The sequence below is a fragment of the Paraburkholderia antibiotica genome (assembly GCF_012927125.1).
GTDB classification, from domain to species: domain Bacteria; phylum Pseudomonadota; class Gammaproteobacteria; order Burkholderiales; family Burkholderiaceae; genus Paraburkholderia; species Paraburkholderia antibiotica.
On the sequence record NZ_JABBFZ010000002.1, the window covers coordinates 62,958 to 86,311 of the forward strand.

A 23,354-nucleotide genomic window follows, 5' to 3' on the forward strand; every position below is an offset into this window, starting at 1 on the left:
CGTTGCGACTGCTGCAATGCATGCGCGCAACAGCCGCAACCGCACCCACACGCGCCCGATTGCGGCCGCGCAGCCCTATCCCCCATTCCCAGTAGTGCTTTCGTCTATATCGTTAAATTCCGATATATGATTCGTTCCGTAGCGATGCATTCGCGCGGGCGCTTCAAGGCGTGCCGCGCGCCGGTAGTCGAATCACCTTGAAACCATCCCAATGACGCCCGATTTCGACGCGATCCACAAAGCGCTGGCCAACCCGGTACGCCGGGAGATTCTCGGCTGGCTGCGCGAGCCGCAGCTGCATTTCGCCGACCAGGATCTGCCGCTCGACCACGGCGTGTGCGCGGGCAAGATCGACGCGCGCTGCGGTCTGTCGCAGTCCACCGTGTCGGCGCACCTCGCAGCCTTGCAGCGCGCGGGGCTCGTCACGTCGAAACGGATCGGCCAATGGGTGTTTTTCAAGCGCAACGAGCCCGTCATTCAGGCGTTCCTCGAACACATGAACACGAAGCTCTGAGCCCGCATTCGCATCGCCGCGCTTCCTTTTTCACGCAGTCTTTCAAGGCCCCGGGCCATGCCCGCCGCCAAAGGTGAACTCTCATGCCGACTCTTTTCGATCCGCTGCAAATTGGCGATATCACGCTGCCGAACCGCATCATCATGGCGCCGCTCACGCGCCAACGCGCCGAGGAAATCCGCGTGCCGAACGCGCTGATGGCGCGCTACTACGCCGAGCGCGCAAGCGCCGGCCTGATCCTCAGCGAAGCGACCTCGGTCACGCCGCAAGGTGTCGGCTACGCGGAAACGCCGGGTATCTGGTCGCAGGAACAGGTCGAAGGCTGGAAGCTCGTCACCCAGGCCGTGCACGACGCGGGCGGCAAGATCTTCCTGCAGCTGTGGCACGTCGGCCGTATTTCGGACCCGGTGTTCCTGAACGGCGAGCTGCCGGTCGCGCCGAGCGCGATCGCGGCCGGCGGTCACGTGAGCCTCGTGCGTCCCGAGCGTCCGTTCGTGACGCCGCGCGCGCTCGAACTCGATGAAATCGCCGGTGTCGTCGAAGCGTTCCGCAAGGGCGCCGAAAACGCGAAAGCGGCGGGCTTCGACGGCGTCGAAGTGCACGGCGCGAATGGCTATCTGCTCGACCAGTTCCTGCAGGACAGCACCAACAAGCGTACCGACGCCTACGGCGGCCCGATCGAAAACCGCGCGCGCCTGCTGCTCGAAATCACCGACGCATGCATCAGCGTGTGGGGCGCCAACCGCGTCGGCGTGCATCTCGCGCCGCGTCGCGACGCACACACGATGGGCGACTCCAATCCGGCCGAGACGTTCGGCTACGTCGCGCGCGAACTCGGCAAGCGCAAGATCGCGTTCATCGCGGCGCGCGAAGCGCTCGGCGACGACCGCCTCGGCCCGCAGCTGAAGGAAGCGTTCGGCGGCCCGTACATCGCGAACGAGAAGTTCACCAAGGAAAGCGCGCAGCATGTGCTCGACGCCGGCGAAGCGGATGCGGTGGCCTGGGGCCAGTTGTACATCGCGAATCCGGATCTGGTGCGCCGCTTCGCAGAAGATGCGCCGCTGAACAAGCCGGTTCCGGCGACCTACTACGCACGCGGCGAAGTCGGCTACACCGACTATCCGGCGCTGGAAACGGTGCAGTAACTGGCGCGATTGGCGTTGTAGCAGGCGTTGCTGCTGGTGCTGCTGGTACTGCGATAAGCGGCGCAGCAGACATTCGCGGCGGGCGTGAGTCCGCTGCATCGACTGCCTGAAACCGCCCGGCGGGCGTGATCGGATTCGCTCCGTTCACGCCCGCCGCTTTTTGCGCATGCCGTGCCGCGCGGTGCCGACCCGACCGCCGTGACGTGCCGGTTCACCGATTCACCCCCTACGTCAGATCGCGCCGCATGAACACGCGTTTCGATTCGTCGAGTCCACGCGCGATATGCGCGTCGCGCCGTGCGATCAGCGCCGCGTCGAGCTCCGCGAAGTCGAGGTCGCGAAACCCGAGCCGCCGGTAGTACGGCGCATTCCACGGCACGTCGCGATACGTCGACAGCACGAGCTGCGTCAGTTGCCGCGTGCGCGCGATCGTCGCGACCTCGTCGAGCAAGGCCGCGCCGATGCGCCGGCCCGCATGCGAGGTCGGCACATCCAGTTCCTGTACGTAGATGCGCGCCGGTTGCGGCTCGAACATCACGAAGCCGGCGCAGCATCCATCCGCATCGATCGCGACGACGATCTCGCGCGCGGCGATCTTGCGTTCGACGAGTTCGAGCGCCATCGACGGCGCATCGGCAATACCGGTCATGCCGACGTCGACGAAGCGCACCGCCGCTTCGAATTCGATGGCGCGGATCGTGTTCGCCTCGTGCGACTCGGCGAGACGGAAGGTAATAGAAGATTCGGCAGATTCGTGCGACATCGCAAAAGCCCTGAAGAGATCGGCCGATATTGACATCCCGGGCGTGCAATCGACAAGCGCCGGGCCATGCTCGCACGAGACGCACGTCAACCCCACGCGCACGATTGCCCCGCCTGGGCACTCGGCCGCTCGCGATCAGGCGCATCACCAGATTAAACTCCTGACATTCTCAACCCGCCCCACCCGATCCCCACGATGACTCTGATGAATGCGCTGCAGTTCGCGTTGCACCTCGACCAGCATCTGAGCGAGCTGATCGTGCAATTCGGCAGCGGCATCTACACGCTGCTATTTGTCGTCGTGTTCGTCGAATACGCGTTTTTGCCGCTGTTTTTCCTGCCTGGCGATCCGCTGATCTTCATCTGCGGCGCGCTCGCCGCGACCGGCGCGCTGAACGTGTGGATCGTCGCGCCACTGCTGTTCGTCGCGACGATCGGCGGCAGCATCGTCGGCTATGCGATCGGCCACGCGGTCGGCGACAAGGTCTACACGAAGAACTACTACTGGCTCAACCGCAATGCGCTGCGTCGCGCGCATGCATTCAGCGAGGCGCGCGGCCGCCTGACCTTCCTGCTGTCGCCGTTCATCGCCATCGTGCGCACGTTCGCGCCGTTCGCCGCGGGTGTGTCGCGGATGACCTTCCCGCGCTTCGTGTCGTACGTGACTGCCGGCGCAGCGCTTTGGGTCGTATCGCTGATCGCGGCCGGCTATCTGTTCGGCAACGCGCCGGTGGTGCGCGAGCATCTGAGCGCACTGGTGCTGCTGGGTTTTGCGCTCGGCGGCGTGACGCTGGCCGGCGCCGCCGCATGGCGCTTTTTCCGGGGCCGCGCTCGCGCACGCTGAGAGCCGCTGCGCCAGCCGTTTGGCGACCCCGCCAGGCGCCGAGTGGCCTGCGTCGAATCGGCTCGGAAGCGATATCGTGGCCCGTCCGGAAGCCGGTCCCACAGCCGTCCGCATCTAGTCCGCATCTAGTGCTGAACTAGTCCTAAATCTGGCCCTGAAGCTGGCCCGAACTTGACTCCGACGAAATACGAAGGTAGCCTTCGCAGGAAACCTTCACATCATGTCGTCGCACGCGCTCACCGCATGAGCAAAACCCCTCCCCCCGTTACGCCCGAAGCCCTGCACACGCTGGCTGAAGATCTGCGCGTGCTGGCGGGCAGGATGCGCCGGCGTCTACGCGAAGAATCGCATGTCGGCGACTTCACGCCCTCGCAGGTGCAGGTTCTGAATCTGCTGGAGCGCGAAGGCCCGGCCACGGTCACCGCGCTGGCGCGCGCGCACGGCATGCGGCCGCAATCGATGGGAGAAACGCTCGCGGTACTGAAAGCCGCCGGCCTCGTCAGCGGCGCGCCCGATCCGAACGACGGGCGGCAGACGGTTCTCTCCCTGACCCCCACCTTTCGCAAGAAGGTCAAGGCTAGCCGGGCGGCGCGCGAAGACTGGCTGTATCGCACGATCCAGACCCGCTTCACCGACACCGAACAGCACCAACTCGCGACGGGCGTCGATTTACTCAAACGTCTCGTCGATTTGTAACTCGCGATTCGCGTCCACGCGTCTCGCTACTCGTCACTCGCAGGAGCACAACATGGCACTCACCACTCTCGACGCCAAGACGGCACTCGTCGTCATCGATCTGCAGCGCGGCATCGTCGCATTGCCGACCGCCCCCCATCCGAGCCAGCAGATCGTCGAACGCTCGGTCACGCTGCTCGACGCGTTCCGCCGCCACAACCTGCCGGTCGTGCTGGTGAACGTCGCTGCCGGCGCACCGGGCCGCACCGATCAAGGCGCCCATGCCGGCGACTTCCCGGCCGAGTTTACCGAACTGCTGCCCGAACTGAAGCAGCAGCCGTCGGATCATCTGGTCACGAAGCGCACGTGGGGCGCGTTCAGCAACACGGATCTCGCCGCGTATCTGCAGAAGCAGGGCGTCACACAGATCGTGCTGGTCGGCATCGCGACCAGCATCGGCGTCGAGTCGACCGCGCGCTTCGCGAGCGAGCACGGCCTGAACGTCACGCTCGTCGTCGACGCGATGACCGACCTGAATGCCGACGCGCACGCCAACAGCATCACGCGCATCTTCCCGCGTCTCGGCGAAACCGGCACGGTGCAGGAAGTGCTCGATCTGCTCGAAAAAACGCGCGCCTGATCGCGTGCAACCCGGCGGGCGGCCTGCCCGCCTGCGGCCCACCCCGCGCTGAGGAAATCCTGCCGTGAGCACCACGTTCCGTTCGCTGCGCACTTTCAACTACCGTGTCTGGGCGAGCGGCGCAATCGTCTCGAACATCGGCACGTGGATGCAGCGAACCGCGCAGGACTGGCTGGTTCTGACCGGCCTCACGCATCACAACGCGACGGCGGTGGGCATCGTGATGTCGCTGCAATTCGGGCCGCAGATGTTGCTGCTGCCGCTCACCGGCTACGCAGCCGATCACTTCGACCGCCGCAAGCTGCTGTTCGCGACTCAGGCGATCATGGGCACGCTGGCACTCGCGCTCGGCCTGCTCACCCTCACCGGGCTCGTGCAGTTGTGGCAGGTCTACGTGTTCGCGGGCCTGCTCGGCTGCGTGACCGCGTTCGATTCCCCGGCACGCCAAACCTTCGTCTCCGACCTCGTCGGCGAACGCGATCTCGCGAATGCGGTCGCGCTCAACTCCACCTCGTTCAACGCCGCGCGCATGCTCGGGCCGGCGGTCGCGGGCCTGCTGATCGCGTCGGTGGGCACCGGCTGGGTGTTCCTGATCAATGCGCTGTCGTTCGTCGCCGTACTCGGTGCGTTGCGCATGCTGCGGCTCGACGAGCTGCATATCAAACCGCGCGCGGTGCGCTCGCGCGGCAGTTTCGTCGAAGGCTTCAAATATGTGTGGACGCGCCCCGATCTGAAGGCGGCGCTGTTGATGCTGTTCCTGATCGGCACGTTCGGCCTGAACTTCCCGATCTTCATCTCGACGATGTCGGTCACCGCGTTTCATGCGGGCGCCAGCGAATACGGCGTGCTCAGCTCGACGATGGCGATCGGCTCGGTCACGGGCGCCTTGCTTGCGGCGCGGCGCGCGCGGCCCACGATGGGTCTGCTGCTCGGCGCCGGCGCGATGTTCGGCATCGGCTGCACGGCGGCCGCATTGATGCCGAACTACGTGCTGTTCGGCATCGTGCTCGTCGCGATCGGCGTGTCGACGCAGACCTTCACGACCTCGACCAACAGCCTCGTGCAATTGACCACCGAGCCCGCGATGCGCGGCCGCGTGATCGCGATCCTGCTCGCCATCGCGCTGGGCGGCACGCCGCTCGGCGCGCCGGTGGTCGGCTGGGTCGCCGACCGTTTCGGCCCGCGCTGGGCACTCGCCGTCGGCGCGGCCTCGGGCTTCGGCGCGGCGCTCGTCGGCCTCGTCTATCTGATGCGGTATCGCCAGTTGCGCTTCTATCGGGAAGGCTGGCGCCTGCGTTACAGCATCGAGGATCCGCGCCCGATCAGCGCGACCATCGTTACGGATTCCGTAGCAACGGTGCAACGCAGCGAACTGGACGAGACGGAAGAGGATACGGCGTCGAGCGTGTGAAGGCATGCGCACACTCAAACGCGCACGCCCTTCATAACCCGCCGACCCCACGCGTCACCAGCGCATACGGGCCGCGCGTCAACTGCTCCCTGAGAAACTCGATGCACACCTGGATGCGCGCCGACGACGACAAGCGTTCAGCCGTCACCGCCCACACGTCGGCGGATTGCCGATAATCCGGCAGCACCCGCACCAGTTCCCCCGCGCGCAGGCTTTCGGCCACGTCCCAGATCGACACCATCACGATCCCGTAGCCGTCCTTCGCCCACTGCACGACGATGTCGCTCAGGTTCGACGCGACCGTGCCCGTCACCTTCACGCTGCGCTCGCCCTCCGGTCCGCTCAGACGCCAGACGCCGAAACGGTCGTCGCGGCCGCGAAACAGCAGACAGTCGTGCTGCGTCAGATCGTTGAGTTCGAGCGGCGCGCCGTGCCGCTCCAGATAATCCGGCGACGCGCACAGAATCCGCGCGCTCTCCACGATCCGGTGTTTGATCAGATGCGGCTCCTGCACTTCGCCGACGCGCACGTCGATATCGAAGTTCTCGCCAACGACATCCGCGCGCCGGTCCAGCAGTTCGAGCCAGATCTCCAGGTTCGGATGCCGCTCGCGCAGCAACGCGAGGATCGGCGACACGTGCTTGCGGCCGAGCCGCAGACTGGTGCTGATGCGCAGCAGTCCGCTCAGCTCGGTGCGGCGATCCGCGAATGCGTCGGCCATGCCCTGCACGTCGTCGAGAATTTTCTGCGCCCACTGCAAAGCGGCCTGGCCGTCGCTCGTCACGCTGACGCGCCGCGTGGTGCGCTGAAACAGCTTCACGCCGAGCCCGGCTTCGAGCATCGCAATGCGCTTGCTCACATGCGAAGGCGACAGCCCCATTTCCGTCGATGCCGCGACGAAACTGCCGCGCCGCGCGATATGGCAAAACAGCTGCAAGTCGCGCAGGAACGATTCATTCATGGCTGTGAGCGCATTCTGATTGTGCATCTGGATGCATTGTGTCGGTGCATAACGCTATTACCCTAGCTGCAACGGATGAGTTGAGCAAGCACCGGCCGTTCGAACATAAAGTCGGGCGCAATACCAGGGACAGCCAGGCAATGGTTAACCCGTACCCGGCAGCGACGATCTGCGCGATGCATCGATCCATCCCGTTCATACCGTAGCGCGGCAACGCGTCCAGGAAAATCCTGGCTTGCGCTGCGCCGATTTAAGGACGCCAATGATTCAGCCATAGAAGCTGACAAGAACACATCCCGTTCAGGAGACGATATGGAAACGAATGCATCGGTAGGCGGCGGGCACGGCTCGCAGGCCCGCAAGGCAACCGCCAGCGGCTGGATCGGCTCGGCGCTCGAGTACTACGACTTCTTCATCTACGCGCAAGCCGCGGCGCTGATCTTCCCGCAATTGTTCTTCCCCTCCGGCAATCCGAAGATCGCGATCGTCGCGTCGCTCGCGACCTACGGCGTCGGCTATGTCGCGCGTCCGATCGGCGCGCTCGTGCTTGGGCACTGGGGCGACACCCACGGCCGCAAGAACGTGCTGCTCGTCTGTATGTTCCTGATGGGTCTGTCGACGATGGCCGTCGGTCTGCTGCCGACGTACCAGCACATCGGCTTTCTCGCGCCTGTCCTGCTCGTAGTGTTGCGTCTGATCCAGGGCTTCGCGGTGGCCGGCGAAATCTCCGGCGCGAGTTCGATGATTCTCGAACACGCGCCATTCGGGCGACGCGGCTACTACGCGAGCTTCACGCTGCAAGGCGTGCAGGCCGGCCAGATTCTCGCCGCCGCGGTGTTCCTGCCGCTCGCGTATTACATGGACGACGCGTCGTTCAACTCATGGGGCTGGCGCATTCCGTTCCTGCTCAGCTCGGTCGTGCTGATCGCCGGCTACATCATCCGTCGCGAAGTCGAGGAAACGCCCGCGTTCGCGAAGGAAGACGCGAGCGGCGGCGTGCCGCGCTCGCCGATCGTCGAAGCATTCAAGTACAACTGGGGCGACATGGTGCGCGTCGTGCTGTGCTCGTTGATGAACGTGATTCCGGTCGTCGCGACGATTTTCGGCGCGGCCTATGCGGTGCAGGCGTCGTACGGCATCGGCTTCTCGAAGAGCCTGTATCTGTGGATACCGGTAGTCGGCAATATCGTCGCGGTGCTGGTGATTCCGTACGTCGGCAACCTGTCCGACCGGATCGGGCGACGTCTGCCGATCATCGTCGGCGCGCTCGGCGCCGGACTGCTGTCGTTCGCGTACCTGTACGCGATCAGCATCCGCAACGTGCCGCTCGCGATGGTCATGTCGATCCTGATGTGGGGCGTCATCTATCAGGGCTACAACGCGATCTTCCCGAGCTTCTATCCGGAACTGTTCCCGACCCGTTCGCGCGTGTCGGCGATGGCGATCGGCCAGAACATCGGCACCACGATCACCGCGCTGCTGCCCGCGCTGTTCGCGTACGTCGCGCCGCCGGGATCGCACAACGTGCCGCTGACGATCGGCGCGATCACCTTCGCCATCACGATCATCGCGGCGGTCGCCGCATGGAGCGCGCGCGAAAACTTCCGCGTCAAGCTGAGCGATCTCGGCGAGCCGGGCGCGGTGCCGATCGACAAGCTCAGCTACGAAGCGCTGCGCGCGCAGAGCCTCGCCGCAGGGAAAAAGGCCATCGCATAAGCGATCTTCCGTCAACCCGGTGTCATCAGGACTTCCAGGGAACTCTGTCATGAACAGCACCCGGATCGCCGTCGCCGGCGCGGGTTACATCGGCCGCGCGCATATGGCGGTCACACAACGCAGCGATCGTTGCATGCTGTCGGCCATCGTCGATCCATCACCGGCGGCCATCGCCATCGCCGCCGAAGCGCGCGTGCCGCTCTATCGCACGCTCGACGAACTGCTCGAACGCGACCGGCCCGACGGCGTGATCCTCGCGACGCCGAACCAGTTGCACGTCGAGCATGCGTTGCGCTGCCTCGCGGCGCGCGTGCCGACGCTGCTCGAAAAGCCGATCGCACCGAGCGTCGACGAAGCCGAGCGGCTGGCCGCCGAAGCGCAGCGCAGCGGCGTGCCGCTCTTGATCGGCCATCACCGCGCGCACAGTCCGATCATGGCGCGCGCGCGGCAGCTCATCGACGAAGGCCGGCTCGGCAAGCTCGTCGCGGTGATGGGCAGCGCGGTGTTCTTCAAGCCCGCCGAGTACTTTGCCGACGCCGACTGGCGGCGTCAGCCGGGCGGCGGTCCGATCCTGCTGAACATGATTCACGAGGTGCACAACCTGCGCATGCTGTGCGGCGACATCGTCGCCGTGCAGGCAATCGCGTCGCATGCGACGCGCGGCTTTCCGGTCGAAGACACAGTCGCGATCAACCTGCGTTTCGACAACGGCGCGCTCGGCAGCTTCATGCTGTCCGACACCGCCGCGAGCGCGCGCAGCTGGGAGCAGACCTCGCAGGAAAACAAGGCCTATCCGTCGTATCCGGACGAAGATTGTTACGTGATCGCGGGCACCTTCGGCTCGCTCGCGGTGCCGACGATGCGTCTGAAAACCTACGCGAACGCCGCGGACCGTTCGTGGTGGAAGCCCTTCGACGTGAGCGTCGCCGACATGACGCGCGACGATCCGCTCAAGCGCCAGCTCGAACATTTCGTGCGCGTGATCGCGGGCGAGGAAGCGCCGCTCGTCAGCGCGCAGGACGGCTTGCAGAATCTGCGCATTACCGAAGCGATCGTCGAAGCGGCACGCACCGGCACGCTCGTCGACACGACCCGCAAGGTCGAAGCGACCGCGCACTAGCCAGACGCGCGGCACGCCTCATCCCGCACACCCATTCGACACCTCTGATTTCGATTACCAGGGCCTACTCGATGAAAACCTTCGTCATGCTGCACGGCATCAACCACAACATGTTCGGCAAGCGCGACCCCGCGCAATACGGCACGATCACGCTCGCCGAAATCGACGAACGGCTGCGCGCGCTCGGCGACGAACTCGGCGTGCGCGTCGAGAGTTTTCAGACCAATAGCGAAGCGGCGATGTGCGAGCGCATCCATCAGGCGTTCACCGACAATGCGGCCGGCGTGCTAATCAACGCGGGCGCATGGACGCACTACAGCTACGGCATTCGCGACGCGCTCGCGATTCTGACCGTGCCGGTGGTCGAGATCCACATGTCGAACATTCACGCGCGCGAGGCGTTCCGGCATCAATCGGTGTTCGCGGAGATCGTCAAAGGACAGATTTGCGGGTTTGGCGTGGACAGCTATCTGCTCGGCCTGCGCGCGGCGGTATCGGCGGCGGCGGGCTAAACCGGCCGCGCTTTTTCCATCCCTCTTCCACGCATCTTCCCCCCACCTTCCGGGCGTGGCCCGCTTAACGCCACGCTTCGGCCAGTTCGTTCGCCAGCACCATTTTCTGGCGAACCACCTCGGTGAAAGCCGGCTCGACGCCGGCCTGCGACTTCAGGAATTTCAGCGCGGCGGAATGCACGGCGCGCAGCGCGCCACCGTCGATGCCGGTCATCCGCGCCGCGCTGCGCCGGGTTTCCTCCACCAGATCGCGCGCGCTCGTAAAGTCCGGCGACAGGCCGCATTGCGCGGCAAACCCGGCGCGCAAACCGGCTGCATAGTCGCGCGATTGCCCGAGCCGGTCCATGTCGACCAGCAGATCGACGCCTTCGCCCATGCGCAGCGCGCACAGCATCCACAACGCGATGAACGCGCGATACGCGTTGTCGCTATCCACCGTGCGCGCGTGTTGCTCGCAGGCGGCCGCATACGCGTCGTCGGGCATCGACGGCAACGGCGGCAAGCGCACGCCGCATACGCCGATCGCTTCGCGCACCAGCGGGTCCATCTGATTCAAACCCAGCACGCGAAACGGCGCGGCGACGAAAAACGCATTGCTCCATTGCTGCCGCAGCAGCCAGCCCGACGCGAATTGCGACGCCGGATTGCGCAGTACGCCGACGTGCATCGCATCGCCAAACCCGCGCTTGAGCCACGACAGCCGGCCGCCCGTGCGACAGAACTTGAAGACCGGCACGCGTCCCTGTTCGCGGGTGTGGTCGCACAACACGCGCAGATAGGCCTGCAACGCGGGAAAGCTCGCATCGGGTTCGCGCGTGAAGCGGTCGATGCTGAAGCGTCGGTCGTAGCCGGCCACGCCGCGCGCGTTCTCGCGCAGAAACGGCCGGTATTCGTCGAAGTACGGCGCGGCAAGCGGTGGATGGCCTGACGTCAACGTGGGCCGGGAAGCGGCTACGTCGGTCGGATTCAGCTCGGCGAGCACGTTGCTGAGCGGCTCGTAAAAACCGGCCGTGCGTTCGAGTTCGCGCAGCCGCGACCAGACCCACGTGCCCGCGCTGCGCCAACCGGTGTGCAGAAACACCGCCTGTTTCAGCGGACTCGCGGACGTGTTGGGAGTATCGGGCGCAGCCGACGGCGCGTGGGGCAACGACATGGGACTTCTCTTCCAAGGATCGGTCGATAAACCGGAAGCGCCACTTTACCCTGTGAGCGCGCCGCACGCATTATGCTGCGAGTCTCCGCACTCCAGATTCGCCCCATATATTCGCCCCACATGAACGATTCGGCCGATATCCGCTTCCTGCTCACGCTGCGCGCCAGCGGCAGCCTGCTCGCCGCCGCGCGCAAGCTCGCGCTATCGCCGTCGGCGGTCACGCAGCGCCTGCAGCAGCTCGAAAAAAAGCTCGGCGCGCAGCTGGTGAACCGCAGCGCGCGGCGTCTGCAGTTCACCGACGAAGGCCTGCTGCTGTGCGAACGCGGCGCCGACCTGATCGAGCAGTTCGACGCGCTGTTCGACGATCTGCAGACCCGTCGCCGCGGCCTTGTCGGCACGCTGAAAATCAATGCGCCGCTCGGTTTCGGACGACGCCATCTGGCGCCCGCGATCGGCGAATTCCAGCAGCGCAATCCCGACATCGACGTGGCGCTCACGCTGTCCGACCGGCCACTGACCGAGACGCTGGATCGCTTCGATATCGTCGTGCATATCGGCGAGCTGCCGCTGTCGAATCTGGTCGGCTATACGATTGCGCCGAACGCGCGCTTCGTCTGCGCGGCGCCGTCGCTCGTCAAACGGCTCGGCATGCCCGAATCGCCGGATGCGTTGAGCGCGCTGCCGTGCATCGTGCTGCGCGAAAACAGCGAGGACGTGTCGCTGTGGCAGTTCAGCAAGGGCCGCGCGCGCCGCAACGTGCGCGTGTCCGCGCATCTGAGCTGCAACGACGGCGATGTGATCCGCCAGTGGGCCTGCGAAGGACGCGGCGTGATTCTGCGCTCCGAATGGGACGTCGCCGACGACCTCGCCAGCGGCAAGCTCGTGCGTCTGCTGCCGAACTGGAAAACGCCCGACGCGAACGTGATCGCGCTCACGCATCGGCGCACCGGCTTGCCCGCGCGCACGCGTCATTTCATGCGGTATCTGCAGAGTCGCTTCAAGCCGTCGCCGCCGTGGCGCCGATGATTCAGTGCAACTGAATCTAACAATCGATCTGGCTAAACAATCCCGGTGTAACGGACTTCTATAATCGAGTCATTCCCAACCGCCGGTCAACGTATCGCCATGACTGCCGCCGCCCTTCCCGCCAGCCCCCACCGCGCCTATCCGGACGCGGTCCTGTTCGACCTGCTCACCGCGCTGCTCGACTCGTGGAGCGCATGGAACCGCGCGGCGGGTTCCGCCACAGCGGGCCGTGCATGGCGCGCCGCGTATCTGCGTCTCACGTATGGCTGCGGGCGCTACGTGCCGTACGAACAGCTCGTGCGCGAAGCCGCGCAGGAAGCGGGCCTTGCCGAATCCGTCGCGACCACGCTCGAAGCGGACTGGCTGAACCTGACGCCATGGCCCGGCGCGCTCGACGCGTTGCACGCGCTCGCGCCGCATTGCAAGCTCGCGGTCGTCACCAACTGCTCGACGCGGCTCGGCATTCAGGCCGCGGCGTTACTGCCGATCCGCTGGGATGCGATCGTGACCGCCGAACAGGCCGGCGTCTACAAACCGGACCCGCAACCTTACCGGCTGGCGCTCCACCAGCTCGGCGTCGAGCCGCAACGCGCCGCGTTCGTCGCCGGATCGAGCTACGACATGTTCGGCACCGCGGCCGTCGGTTTGCGCACGTACTGGCACAACCACGTCGGCCTGCCGCGCGTCGCCGGTGCGCAAGCGCCGGAAATCGAAGCGCCGACGCTCGATGAACTGGTGCCCTGGCTCGCGCGCTTTAACCACGCCCAACCTTGAACCCGCCCCCACCCCGCTCTCCAGGTGCCAGCATGAAACTCGAACAGATCGAAACCCCGGCCGCGCTGATCGACGTCGCGCGCATGCAGAAAAACATCGCGCGCATGCAGGCGCGGATGAACACGCTCGGTGTCGCCTTCCGCCCGCACGTGAAGACCACCAAATCGATCGACATCGTGCGCGCGCAGCTCGCCGCGGGCGCGCGCGGCATCACCGTCTCGACGTTGAAGGAAGCCGAGGCGTTCTTCGCGGCCGGCATCAGCGACATTCTGTACGCGGTCAGCATCGTGCCGTCGAAGCTGCCGCGCGCGCTCGCCTTGCGTCGCCAGGGCTGCGATCTGAAGCTCGTGGTGGACAACCCAACCGCAGCAGCAGCGATCGCCGCCTTCGGCGACCAGCACGGCGCAAGTTTCGAGGTGTGGATCGAGATCGATACCGACGGACATCGCTCGGGCATTCAACCCGAACAGCAAACGCTACTCGACGTCGGGAGGATTCTGCACGACAACGGCGTGAAGGTCGGCGGCGTGATGACCCATGCCGGTTCGAGCTACGAATTGAATACGCCGGAGGCGCTCGCCGCTCTCGCCGAGCAGGAACGCGCGGGCTGCGTGCGCGCCGCCGAGCGGCTGCGCGAAGCGGGCATCGCGTGCCCGGCGGTCAGCGTCGGTTCGACGCCGACCGCGCTCGCCGCGCGGCATCTCGAAGGCGTCACCGAAGTGCGCGCTGGCGTCTACGTGATGTTCGATCTGGTGATGCACAACGTCGGTGTCTGCACACTCGACGACATCGCGCTCAGCGTACTGACGACTGTGATCGGTCATCAGGAAGACAAGGGCTGGGCGATTCTCGACGCCGGCTGGATGGCGCTGAGCCGCGATCGCGGCACGTCGCGGCAGTCGCACGATTTCGGCTACGGGCAGCCGTGTCTGCTGAACGGCACGTTGCTGCCGGGTTATGTGGTGAGCGGCGCGAATCAGGAGCACGGCATTCTCGCCGCGATCGCGACCGACGCCAATACCGCCTCCCTCGCCAACACAATCGCGCAACGCTTCCCCATCGGCATGAAACTTCGCATTCTGCCGAATCACGCCTGCGCGACCGGCGCGCAATTCCCCGCCTATCACGCGATCGCGCCGGATCGCGGCAGCGTCGAGTGGCAGCGTTTCTACGGCTGGTGAGCCGCCGCGTCAAACCATCCGCGACGCCGCCCCGCGTCGCTCACTCGTCCTCTTCCGATAAGCCCGCCAGCAGATCGTCGACCGCGCGATACACACGCTCGACGATCTCCGGTCCCACCTTGCGCTCGAGCTCGCGGTAGTGCGCCTCGAGGTCCTTCGAAATCACCCGCACCAGTTCGACGCTCGTGTCCGTCAGCGACACCAGCACGCGGCGCTGATCTTCCGCGAAACGCTCCTTCGTCACCAGCTCCATGCTCTCCATACGCGCGAGCACGCCGGCCATGCTCGGGCTCGAAATCGTGCAGATGTCGGAGATGTGGCGCGGCTCCATCGGGCCGTGCTCGTTGAGCGCGCGAATCACGCGCCATTGCTGCTCGGTGAGTCCGTGCGCGGTGATCAACGGCCGGAAGCGCTCCATCATTTTTTCGCGGGCGCGTAACAACAGCATGGGCAGATTGCGGTGTAAAACTCGAATGGACGCAGCGGACATGTTGGCAAGAAATAAGAAAGCGGCGGCCGAAGCTTAAGGGAAAACCCGCGATCAATCGACGGCCTATTGACCATGAATCATATCAAGCGCGATACTACTAACATATTAGTGTTTTCGCCGGACTTTCGCCACGAGGCCGCACACCCATGTTTGCCCTTGCCGATTATCTGCTGCACCCCGAAGGCGACGCGTTGCCGCGCGACGTGGACGCAAGCGCCGCGACCGCGCTGCTGGCGCGCGGCGTCGCGTGTCGCGCGCCGGTCAACGGCGCCGTGTACGGCACGCTGCTGAACGACCGCGCCACGCTGGACGCCCTTGGCGACGCCATGCGCGCGCCGCCATACAAGGCTCCACCGCAAGCGCCGGTGCTGTATCTGAAGCCGCGCAATACGCTGGCCGGACATCGGGCGCGCGTGGTGGTGCCGGATAACGCGTTGGGCGTCGAAGTCGGCGCGTCGCTTGGCATCGTGATCGGTCGCACTGCGACGCGAATCAGTGTCGAGCAGGCGGCGGACCATATCGCCGGCTATACGCTGGTCGGCGATCTGAGCGTGCCGCACAGCAACGTGTATCGGCCGAACGTGCGGCTGCGCGCGCGCGACGGCTTCTGCGTGATCGGCCCGGCGCTCGTCGCCGCGCGCCACGTCGCCGAGCCGGATCAGTTGGGGATCAACGTGTCGTTGAACGGCGCGGCGCCGTTCACGGCCAGCACCGCGTCGTCGGTGCGCAACGTCGCGCAGCTGCTCGCCGACGTCACCGATTTCATGACGCTCAATGCCGGCGACGTGCTCACGCTCGGCGTGCGGCACGGCTCGCCGGTCGCGCACGTGGGCGACACCGCCACGCTGTCGATCGGCAATCTGCCGCCGTTGATCGTCTCGTTCGTCGGTGCGCAACAACCTGATGGAGAACAGTCATGATGCGCGGCCGCGTTGCCTATGCAGGGGCGATCCACGAAGCGACGCCGCACGAACACGGCGTGCGTCTCGCCGACGGCCGCGTGCGTCGCGAGGACGAAGTGGTATGGCTCGCGCCGATCGAAGTCGGCACCATCTTCGCGCTCGGCCTCAACTACGCGGAACACGCGAAGGAATTGCAGTTCGGCAAGCAGGAGGAGCCGCTCGTCTTCATGAAGGGACCGGGCACGGTGCTCGGTCATCGTGGCTTCACGCGCCGCCCCGCCGACGTCACCTTCATGCACTACGAGTGCGAGCTGGCGGTCGTGATCGGCCGCACCGCGCAGAACGTTTCGCGCGAAGCTGCGATGCAGCACGTGGCCGGCTACATGATCGCGAACGACTACGCGATTCGCGACTACCTCGAAAACTACTATCGCCCGAACCTGCGGGTGAAGAATCGCGACGGCGGCACGGTGCTCGGCCCCTGGTTCGTCGACGCGGCCGACATCGCCGACGTCACGCAGCTCGAATTGCGCACCTTCGTCAACGGCACGCGCCAGCAATGCGGCAATACGCGCGACCTCGTCACCGACATCCCGGCGCTGATCGAATACCTGAGCGGCTTCATGACGCTCGCGCCCGGCGATGTGATCCTGACCGGCACGCCCGAAGGCATCGTCAACGTCAATGCGGGCGACGAAGTCGTCTGCGAAATCGACGGTCTCGGCCGTCTCGTCAACACGATTGTCTCGGACGCGGACTTCGGTCGCGCCTGATGGCCTCAGAGCCTGATAGCCCCAGAGCCTGATAGCCCGATAAACAGCCCAATTCAGCGAATAGCGAAAGGACCAGAGCATGCCGATCGACCATCTGATCAACGGCGAGGCACGCGCCTCGAACGACTACTTCGAAACCGTCAACCCGGCCACCCAGGAAGTACTCGCCGAAGTCGCGCGCGGTGGCGCGCAGGAAGTCGACGACGCGGTGCGCGCGGCGAAAGACGCGTTCCCCGCGTGGGCCGCGAAACCCGCCGCCGAGCGCGCGAAGCTGATCCGCAAGCTCGGCGAGCTGATCACGAAGCACGTGCCTGAAATTTCGGAGATCGAAACGAAGGACACCGGCCAGACGATCTCGCAGACGCGCAAGCAGCTGGTGCCGCGCGCGGCCGACAACTTCAGCTATTTCGCCGAGATGTGCACGCGCGTCGACGGTCACACGTATCCGACCGATTCGCATCTGAACTACACGCTGTTTCATCCGGTCGGCGTGTGCGCGCTGATCTCGCCGTGGAACGTGCCGTTCATGACGGCGACGTGGAAGGTCGCGCCCTGCCTCGCATTCGGCAACACCGCGGTGCTGAAGATGAGCGAGCTGTCGCCGCTGAGCGCGTCGATGCTCGGCAAGCTCGCGCTCGAAGCCGGCATTCCGGCCGGCGTGCTGAACGTCGTGCACGGCTATGGCAAGGAAACGGGCGAGCCGCTCGTCGCGCACCGCGACGTGCACGCGGTGTCGTTCACCGGCTCGACCGCGACCGGCAACCGGATCGTGCAGACCGCCGGCCTGAAGAAGTTCTCGATGGAACTGGGCGGCAAGTCGCCGTTCGTGATCTTCGACGACGCCGACTTCGAACGCGCGCTCGACGCCGCCGTGTTCATGATCTTCTCGAACAATGGCGAGCGCTGCACCGCCGGCTCGCGCATCCTCGTGCAGAGTTCCATCTATACGCGGTTCGCCGAGCGCTTCATCGAACGCGCGAAGCGTCTGACGGTCGGCGATCCGCTCGCGGACGGCACGATCGTCGGGCCGATGATCAGCCAGGGGCATCTGGCCAAAGTGCGCAGCTATATCGAGCTCGGCCCGAAGGAAGGCGCGACGCTCGCGTGCGGCGGCCTCGACACGCCGGATCTGCCCGACGCGTTGCGCAAAGGCAATTTCGTCGCGCCGACCGTGTTCGTCGACGTCGACAACCGCATGCGCATCGCCCAGGAAGAAATCTTCGGGCCGGTCGCATGCCTGATTCCGTTCGACGATGAAGCCGAAGCGATCCGCCTCGCGAACGACATTTCGTATGGCCTGTCGAGCTACATCTGGACCGAAAGCACCGGCCGTGCGCTGCGCGTGGCCGCCGCCGTCCAGGCCGGCATGTGCTTCGTCAACAGCCAGAACGTGCGCGATCTGCGCCAGCCGTTCGGCGGCACGAAGGCATCCGGCGTCGGCCGTGAAGGCGGTACGTGGAGCTACGAAGTGTTTCTCGAACCGAAGAACGTCTGCGTGTCGCTCGGCTCGCATCATATTCCGCGTTGGGGCGTTTAAGCGCGGTATTGGATTGAAACGCTGTAGCATCGGATCGGAGTCAGCACTCAGGCGCTAACTCTGGTCCACAAAGGAGACCGCGATGGGCAAGCTCGCGTTGGCTGCAAAAATCACTCACGTGCCGTCGATGTATCTGTCGGAACTCGACGGTCCGCACAAGGGTTGCCGTCAAGCGGCTATCGACGGTCACCATGAAATCGGCCGGCGCTGTCGCGAACTCGGCGTCGATACGATCGTCGTGTTCGACGTGCACTGGCTCGTAAACAGCGAATACCACATCAATTGCGCACCGAAATTCGAAGGCGTGTACACGAGCAACGAGCTGCCGCATTTCATCAAGAACATGCCGTACGCGTACCCCGGCAATGTCGGGCTCGGCGAGCTGATCGCTGAGGTCGCCAACGAAATGGGCGTGAAAAGCCGCGCGCACAGCAAGACCACGCTCGAACTCGAATACGGCACGCTGGTCCCGATGCGCTACATGAACGGCGACCAGCATTTCAAGGCGGTGTCGGTGTCCGGCTGGTGCATGTGGCACGACCTCGACACCAGCGCGCGCTTCGGCCTCGCGGTGCGCAAGGCGATCGAAGAACGCTACGACGGCACGGTCGCGATTCTCGCGAGCGGCTCGCTATCGCATCACTTCGCCGATAACGGCACCGCCGATCAGTTCATGCACAAGGTGTGGAGTCCGTTCCTCGAACAGATGGACCGCAGCGTCGTGCGCATGTGGGAAACCGGCGACTGGAAGACCTTCTGCGAAATGCTGCCGCTCTACAACGAGAAATGCTGGGGCGAAGGCGGCATGCACGATACCGCGATGCTGCTCGGCGCGCTCGGCTGGGATCGTTACGACGGCAAGGTCGAAGTCGTCACGCCTTATTTCGGCAGCTCGGGCACCGGCCAGATCAACGCGATCTTTCCGGTCGCGCCGCTACCCGTCTGATATTCGCGAGGACCTCGACATGCCCCATCTGACACTCGAATACAGTGCCAATCTCGCCGACGCGCAGCGCGTCGGCGAACTGTGCAACGACCTCGCGCGCTGTCTCGACGCGCAGCGCGAGAACGGCGAGCGCGTCTATCCGCTCGGCGGCATTCGCGTGCGCGCGCTGCGCTGCGACGAATACTGCATCGCCGACGGCCGCCCCGACGCCGCGTTCCTGCATGCGAATCTGAAGATCGGCGCGGGCCGCTCCGAGGCCGTGAAGAAAGCGACCGGCGACGCGCTGTTCGCGTTGATCAGGCAGCGCTTCGCGGCGGAGTTCGAACGGCAGGGTCTGGCGTTATCGCTCGAAATCAACGAGTTCAGCGAAGCCGGCACCTGGAAGCACAACAACCTGCACGCACGGCTAAAGGGCTGAGCACTCATCATGCTAGACGAACAAATCATCCGCGACCTCGCGGCGCAACTCGACCATGCGGAAAAGACCCGCACGCAACTGCGCCATTTCTCCGCGCAATATCCGCAGATGACCGTGCAGGACGGTTACGCGATTCAACGCGAGTGGGTCAAGCTGAAGCTCGCCGAAGGACATGTGATCAAGGGCAGAAAGATCGGCCTGACCTCGCGCGCGATGCAGCGCTCGTCGCAGATCGACGAACCGGACTACGCGCCGCTGCTCGACAGCATGTTCATCGACAACGGTCAGGACATCCGCACGGATCGCTTCATCGCGCCGCGCGTCGAAGTGGAGCTCGCGTTCGTGCTCGGCAAACCGCTGAAAGGCCCCGGCGTCACGCTGTTCGACGTGCTCGACGCGACCGCCTACGTGACGCCGGCGGTGGAGATCATCGACGCGCGCATCGAGCAGTTCGACCGCGAGACACGCGCGCCGCGCAAGGTCTACGACACGATCTCCGACTTCGCCGCGAACGCAGGCGTCGTGCTCGGCGGCCGGCCGGTTCGTCCGCTCGATGTCGACCTGCGCTGGGTCGGCGCGCTGCTGTACAAGAACGGCGCGGTCGAGGAAAGCGGGCTGGCCGCGGCGGTGCTGAATCACCCCGCCACCGGCGTGGCCTGGCTCGCGAACAAGATTGCTCCGTACGACGAAATGTTGAACGCGAACGACGTGATCCTGAGCGGCTCGTTCACCGCGCCGATTCCGGCGCGCGCCGGCGACACGTTCCACGTCGACTATGGTCCGCTCGGCGGCATCGGTTTGAATTTCATCTGAGTGACTCGACATGACTCTGCCGACTAACCCGTTCAAACGCGCGCTCGCCGAAGGCAAGCCGCAATTCGGCCTGTGGGCCGCGCTCGCCGACGCCTACGTGACCGAGCTGCTCGCGACCGCCGGCTTCGACTGGCTGCTGATCGACAACGAGCACGCACCCAACGACGTGCGCAGCACGCTGGCGCAATTGCAGGCGGTGGCCGCGTATGCCTCGCATCCGGTCGTGCGGCCGGTGAAGAGCGACGCCGCGCTGATCAAGCAGTTGCTCGACATCGGCGCGCAAACGCTGCTGCTGCCGATGATCGACACGGCCGCGCAGGCCGCAGACGCCGTCGCGGCGACCCGCTATCCGCCGCAGGGCATTCGCGGCGTCGGCAGCGCGCTCGCGCGTGCGTCGCGCTGGAATCGCGTGCCCGACTATCTGAACCGCGCCGCCGACGAGCTGTGCGTGATCGTGCAGGCGGAGACCGTGCAAAGCCTCGACAATCTCGCGGAGATTGCGCGGGTGGACGGCGTCGATGCGGTGTTTTTCGGGCCGTCGGATCTGAGCGCGTCGATGGGCCTGCTCGGCAAGCCGGGCGATGCGCGCGTGCGCGACGCGATTTGTCGCGGCATCGATACGGTACGCGGCGCGGGCAAGGCGGCGGGCGTGCTCGCGCCGGACCCGGCGCTGGCCAACGCGTATCTGGCCGCGGGCGCGAGCTTCGTCGCGGTGGGTACGGATACCGGTTTGCTGAGCCGCGCGGCGGCGGATCTGGCGGCGTCGTACAAGAACATCGCGCCGCTGGCCGCGCCGGTGAAAGGCGGTTATTGAAAGGCTTTTCGCGGTGGATTGCTACGGGAAGATGGGCGATATAGCTGACGGCCACAGTCGAACGCCTGCTCACCGATCCTGCCAGAGCAAGGGCCGCTTCCGGGAAGAAGCGGCCCTTGCCCTATACAGCAGCCCTATATGTCAGCGTCCGCCTACTTCAGGGGCAGCAGATGGTTGGGGATGGGTATCGGGCTCGAAGGAACGAGTGACGCCACGGAGACATGAGGCCAACTGAGCCCCCTGAAGTCGAGCATGACCTTTTGGGAGTACTGGATTTGCGTGGTCGCGACCTTGACCTTGCCGCCGGGAAAGCTCTTGCCAGGGTCAAACGGAATGTCGGCGACGAATTGCGGCACCAGCGGGACCGCTCCTTTCTGTACTGGATCCAGAACGACAGGAGGAGTGCCCGCCGGAAGAGGCGGCACCTCCACATCGTAGATAACGGTCTCGATCCAGAAAACCGCATCCATCTGGGTAGCATTGGCGTTACTCGCTGGACCGCCGGGTAGCGGCGCGGCCTGACCGAGGAGAAATGCGATGTCGGTTGTGCCACCGCCGAATTGTGGCGCAGGGGGTTGAGTGCCCGTTGGCAGCGGGCCGCCCGAAAGCGGTGAACCGGGCTTGGTCGATATAAGGATAACGATGGTCTGAGCGATCGTCTGGTTAGCGATCTGATTGCGCAAAATCGTGTTGGGGTCGGTAAGGATCGCCTGAGTGATCGACAGGAAGATTCACCAGACGTCGCGCGCAAGGTAGCACTCATCGGAGATCGATGAGCCGGGCTACACGCTACGCGGGATGTCTGGCGCCCCCGAACTCCGGGCTAATGGCACTCACCGCAGCCAACACCCATCGTCGATCAATCGATAACCGGCCGCGCCAACGCCTCTTTCGCGTCGTGCAGCGGCGCGCTCCAGTCACCGAGACGACGCTGGCGAAACAGACGCATCGACGTGTACCAGGGCGTAAAGCGCTGCGAGTCGTACCAACGGCTATCGCAGGCCTGCGACAGCAACAGCCAGATCGGGCAATCCAGCGTGGCGGCGAGATGCGCGGGGCCGGTGTCGACCGATATCAGCAGATCGAGCTTCTGGATAACTGCCGCGGTGTCCGCAAACGTATCGAGGTAGGGACTCAGATCGACGATGTCGTGCTCGGCAAACAACGCCTTCTCGGCTTCGCTCAAACCGTCGACCTGCAACGAAAAGAAGCGGCACGACGGGTTCTCGAGTAACGGTACCAGCTCGCCCAGATCAAGCGATCGATACGGCTCCTGACGCACGCCCGAAGCACTTCGCCAGATCAATCCAACTTTGCGCTTCGGAGCCTGATCGTCCATCAGTGTGGTCAGCGAAGCAGGAAGGACATGGCATGCCGGCACCGCAATCATCGACGATTTCGTATTCGGGAAATACGGGCTGATCTGGTAACGCGCGAACAGACTGAACATCGTCGTGATGTCGTCGCATTCGAGAATTTCGGCATCCAGCCGGTCTACCACCGTGACGCGCGGGTCCGTTCTGATGCAGCCATGCAGCGACGCCGGCACCTGAATGCAGACCGAACTCGCGCCCTCCTCGAGCAGCCGCTCCACGTAGCGCGAATACATGATCAGATCGCCGATGCCGCCCTCCTGCAGAATGCCGACGCGTCTGCCCGCTACCGGGTCGGACAACGCCAGCAGCTTGCGCTGGAGATGCTGCAGAACCTCGTCGCTACTGACCGGATACAGCAGCCGCACCAGATTTTCGCTCTCGCCTCTATCCCTGAGCGACCTGAAAATCTCGTGAGCTTCGTGATATTTGCCGAGCCGGTATTTGGCAATGGCCAGCTCCGACATCAGCAGATGCCGGTTCGTCCCATACGGAAAGGATTCGGCAGCCGCGCTCAACTGCGCTTCGCTCTGCGCGAACATGCCGAGGTAATTCATGTCGATGCCGAGTTGCGCGCATTCGAAGGCGCCGTCCACCTTATCGGTCCACCGGAGGCAAATATCCTGCGCTTCGTCGGCCCGGCCGGCCAGTCGCAACGCACGACACCACGACATCGCGGAAGCGAAATCCGCCTGGTTGAGATAGGTTGCGTAGGCGCTCACCAACGCCTCTTCGTTGATTAATTGTTGCATCCTGTTTTCCCGCGTCTCCATAGATCTTTTTATTCGCAGCCCTTACCGTCGGGTGGAATGGGCGAGCTCAATCGACTTCGTCAACACCAGACTTTCAAGCTT

At 64.9% G+C, this 23,354-nt stretch carries 25 protein-coding genes; 19 read left to right on the forward strand and 6 right to left on the reverse strand.

Features of this window, described 5'->3' with window-relative positions; all coding sequences use genetic code 11:
* Nucleotides 1-211: 211 nt before the first annotated feature.
* Nucleotides 212-514: an ArsR/SmtB family transcription factor gene (locus tag HHL14_RS04345; protein WP_169496353.1), complete on the forward strand. Its 303-nt coding sequence runs from the start codon at nt 212-214 to the stop codon at nt 512-514.
* Between the two features lie 83 nt (nt 515-597).
* Nucleotides 598-1,659, forward strand: a complete 1,062-nt coding sequence (locus HHL14_RS04350) for an alkene reductase (RefSeq protein WP_169496354.1) — start codon at nt 598-600, stop codon at nt 1,657-1,659.
* Between the two features lie 226 nt (nt 1,660-1,885).
* Here HHL14_RS04350 and HHL14_RS04355 read toward each other — a convergent pair whose 3' ends face one another.
* On the reverse strand, nt 1,886-2,422 hold the full coding sequence (locus HHL14_RS04355; RefSeq protein ID WP_169496355.1) for a GNAT family N-acetyltransferase: 537 nt from the start codon (nt 2,420-2,422) through the stop codon (nt 1,886-1,888).
* Between the two features lie 195 nt (nt 2,423-2,617).
* Between HHL14_RS04355 and HHL14_RS04360 the strand changes: the two genes are divergently transcribed.
* The 4 genes from HHL14_RS04360 (at nt 2,618) to HHL14_RS04375 (ending at nt 5,991) form a co-directional block, all read left to right on the forward strand.
* Nucleotides 2,618-3,265, forward strand: a complete 648-nt coding sequence (locus HHL14_RS04360; protein WP_169496356.1) for a VTT domain-containing protein — start codon at nt 2,618-2,620, stop codon at nt 3,263-3,265.
* Between the two features lie 243 nt (nt 3,266-3,508).
* Nucleotides 3,509-3,961: a MarR family winged helix-turn-helix transcriptional regulator gene (locus HHL14_RS04365; RefSeq protein WP_169496357.1), complete on the forward strand. Its 453-nt coding sequence runs from the start codon at nt 3,509-3,511 to the stop codon at nt 3,959-3,961.
* A 52-nt stretch (nt 3,962-4,013) separates the two neighbouring features.
* Nucleotides 4,014-4,580 carry an isochorismatase family protein gene (locus tag HHL14_RS04370; protein WP_169496358.1) on the forward strand — a complete coding sequence of 189 codons (567 nt, stop codon included), beginning with the start codon at nt 4,014-4,016 and terminating at the stop codon, nt 4,578-4,580.
* A 64-nt stretch (nt 4,581-4,644) separates the two neighbouring features.
* Nucleotides 4,645-5,991 carry an MFS transporter gene (locus HHL14_RS04375; protein WP_169496359.1) on the forward strand — a complete coding sequence of 449 codons (1,347 nt, stop codon included), beginning with the start codon at nt 4,645-4,647 and terminating at the stop codon, nt 5,989-5,991.
* Nucleotides 5,992-6,022: 31 nt separating this feature from the next.
* Here the strand turns inward: HHL14_RS04375 and HHL14_RS04380 are convergent, their stop codons facing one another.
* A complete protein-coding gene (locus HHL14_RS04380) occupies nt 6,023-6,979 on the reverse strand; it encodes a LysR family transcriptional regulator (RefSeq protein ID WP_169496360.1) in 957 nt (318 codons plus the stop codon).
* Nucleotides 6,980-7,264: 285 nt separating this feature from the next.
* Between HHL14_RS04380 and HHL14_RS04385 the strand changes: the two genes are divergently transcribed.
* The 3 genes from HHL14_RS04385 (at nt 7,265) to aroQ (ending at nt 10,300) form a co-directional block, all read left to right on the forward strand.
* Nucleotides 7,265-8,668: an MFS transporter gene (locus HHL14_RS04385; protein WP_169496361.1), complete on the forward strand. Its 1,404-nt coding sequence runs from the start codon at nt 7,265-7,267 to the stop codon at nt 8,666-8,668.
* A 49-nt stretch (nt 8,669-8,717) separates the two neighbouring features.
* Nucleotides 8,718-9,788 carry a Gfo/Idh/MocA family protein gene (locus tag HHL14_RS04390; RefSeq protein WP_169496362.1) on the forward strand — a complete coding sequence of 357 codons (1,071 nt, stop codon included), beginning with the start codon at nt 8,718-8,720 and terminating at the stop codon, nt 9,786-9,788.
* Between the two features lie 71 nt (nt 9,789-9,859).
* Nucleotides 9,860-10,300 (forward strand): type II 3-dehydroquinate dehydratase, encoded by a 441-nt coding sequence (gene aroQ / locus HHL14_RS04395; protein WP_169496363.1) that lies wholly within the window; start codon nt 9,860-9,862, stop codon nt 10,298-10,300.
* 64 nt (nt 10,301-10,364) lie between these two features.
* On the opposite strand, the gene HHL14_RS04400 is transcribed toward aroQ, so the two are convergent.
* Nucleotides 10,365-11,453, reverse strand: coding sequence for a hypothetical protein (locus HHL14_RS04400; RefSeq protein ID WP_169496364.1), 1,089 nt, complete (start codon nt 11,451-11,453; stop codon nt 10,365-10,367).
* A 120-nt stretch (nt 11,454-11,573) separates the two neighbouring features.
* Here HHL14_RS04400 and HHL14_RS04405 point away from each other — a divergent pair, with 120 nt between their 5' ends.
* The 3 genes from HHL14_RS04405 (at nt 11,574) to HHL14_RS04415 (ending at nt 14,434) form a co-directional block, all read left to right on the forward strand.
* Nucleotides 11,574-12,479: a LysR substrate-binding domain-containing protein gene (locus HHL14_RS04405; protein ID WP_169496365.1), complete on the forward strand. Its 906-nt coding sequence runs from the start codon at nt 11,574-11,576 to the stop codon at nt 12,477-12,479.
* Between the two features lie 99 nt (nt 12,480-12,578).
* Nucleotides 12,579-13,253, forward strand: a complete 675-nt coding sequence (locus tag HHL14_RS04410) for an HAD-IA family hydrolase (RefSeq protein ID WP_169496366.1) — start codon at nt 12,579-12,581, stop codon at nt 13,251-13,253.
* Between the two features lie 32 nt (nt 13,254-13,285).
* Nucleotides 13,286-14,434 (forward strand): DSD1 family PLP-dependent enzyme, encoded by a 1,149-nt coding sequence (locus tag HHL14_RS04415; protein WP_169496367.1) that lies wholly within the window; start codon nt 13,286-13,288, stop codon nt 14,432-14,434.
* A gap of 40 nt (nt 14,435-14,474) precedes the next feature.
* Here HHL14_RS04415 and hpaR read toward each other — a convergent pair whose 3' ends face one another.
* A complete protein-coding gene (gene hpaR, locus HHL14_RS04420) occupies nt 14,475-14,882 on the reverse strand; it encodes a homoprotocatechuate degradation operon regulator HpaR (RefSeq protein ID WP_018424961.1) in 408 nt (135 codons plus the stop codon).
* A gap of 188 nt (nt 14,883-15,070) precedes the next feature.
* On the opposite strand from hpaR, the gene HHL14_RS04425 reads away from it, so the two are divergent.
* The 7 genes from HHL14_RS04425 (at nt 15,071) to hpaI (ending at nt 21,127) form a co-directional block, all read left to right on the forward strand.
* On the forward strand, nt 15,071-15,844 hold the full coding sequence (locus HHL14_RS04425; RefSeq protein WP_169496368.1) for a fumarylacetoacetate hydrolase family protein: 774 nt from the start codon (nt 15,071-15,073) through the stop codon (nt 15,842-15,844).
* Nucleotides 15,841-16,599 (forward strand): fumarylacetoacetate hydrolase family protein, encoded by a 759-nt coding sequence (locus HHL14_RS04430; protein ID WP_169496369.1) that lies wholly within the window; start codon nt 15,841-15,843, stop codon nt 16,597-16,599. The genes HHL14_RS04425 and HHL14_RS04430 overlap by 4 nt, the downstream gene beginning before the upstream one ends.
* 79 nt (nt 16,600-16,678) lie before the next feature.
* Nucleotides 16,679-18,136 carry a 5-carboxymethyl-2-hydroxymuconate semialdehyde dehydrogenase gene (hpaE, locus tag HHL14_RS04435; RefSeq protein ID WP_169496370.1) on the forward strand — a complete coding sequence of 486 codons (1,458 nt, stop codon included), beginning with the start codon at nt 16,679-16,681 and terminating at the stop codon, nt 18,134-18,136.
* An 82-nt stretch (nt 18,137-18,218) separates the two neighbouring features.
* Nucleotides 18,219-19,082 (forward strand): 3,4-dihydroxyphenylacetate 2,3-dioxygenase, encoded by an 864-nt coding sequence (gene hpaD / locus HHL14_RS04440; protein WP_169496371.1) that lies wholly within the window; start codon nt 18,219-18,221, stop codon nt 19,080-19,082.
* A gap of 19 nt (nt 19,083-19,101) precedes the next feature.
* Nucleotides 19,102-19,500: a 5-carboxymethyl-2-hydroxymuconate Delta-isomerase gene (locus tag HHL14_RS04445; RefSeq protein WP_169496372.1), complete on the forward strand. Its 399-nt coding sequence runs from the start codon at nt 19,102-19,104 to the stop codon at nt 19,498-19,500.
* Between the two features lie 9 nt (nt 19,501-19,509).
* Nucleotides 19,510-20,313, forward strand: coding sequence for a 2-oxo-hept-4-ene-1,7-dioate hydratase (gene hpaH, locus HHL14_RS04450; RefSeq protein WP_169496373.1), 804 nt, complete (start codon nt 19,510-19,512; stop codon nt 20,311-20,313).
* A 10-nt stretch (nt 20,314-20,323) separates the two neighbouring features.
* On the forward strand, nt 20,324-21,127 hold the full coding sequence (gene hpaI, locus HHL14_RS04455; RefSeq protein ID WP_169496374.1) for a 4-hydroxy-2-oxoheptanedioate aldolase: 804 nt from the start codon (nt 20,324-20,326) through the stop codon (nt 21,125-21,127).
* A gap of 152 nt (nt 21,128-21,279) precedes the next feature.
* Here hpaI and HHL14_RS04460 read toward each other — a convergent pair whose 3' ends face one another.
* Together HHL14_RS04460 and HHL14_RS04465 are read right to left on the reverse strand one after the other, a co-directional pair.
* The gene (locus HHL14_RS04460) at nt 21,280-21,810 is read right to left on the reverse strand and encodes a hypothetical protein (RefSeq protein WP_169496375.1); all 531 of its coding nucleotides are present in this window, start codon (nt 21,808-21,810) and stop codon (nt 21,280-21,282) included.
* A 176-nt stretch (nt 21,811-21,986) separates the two neighbouring features.
* Nucleotides 21,987-23,252 carry a glycosyltransferase family 9 protein gene (locus tag HHL14_RS04465; protein ID WP_169496376.1) on the reverse strand — a complete coding sequence of 422 codons (1,266 nt, stop codon included), beginning with the start codon at nt 23,250-23,252 and terminating at the stop codon, nt 21,987-21,989.
* Nucleotides 23,253-23,354 lie beyond the last annotated feature (102 nt).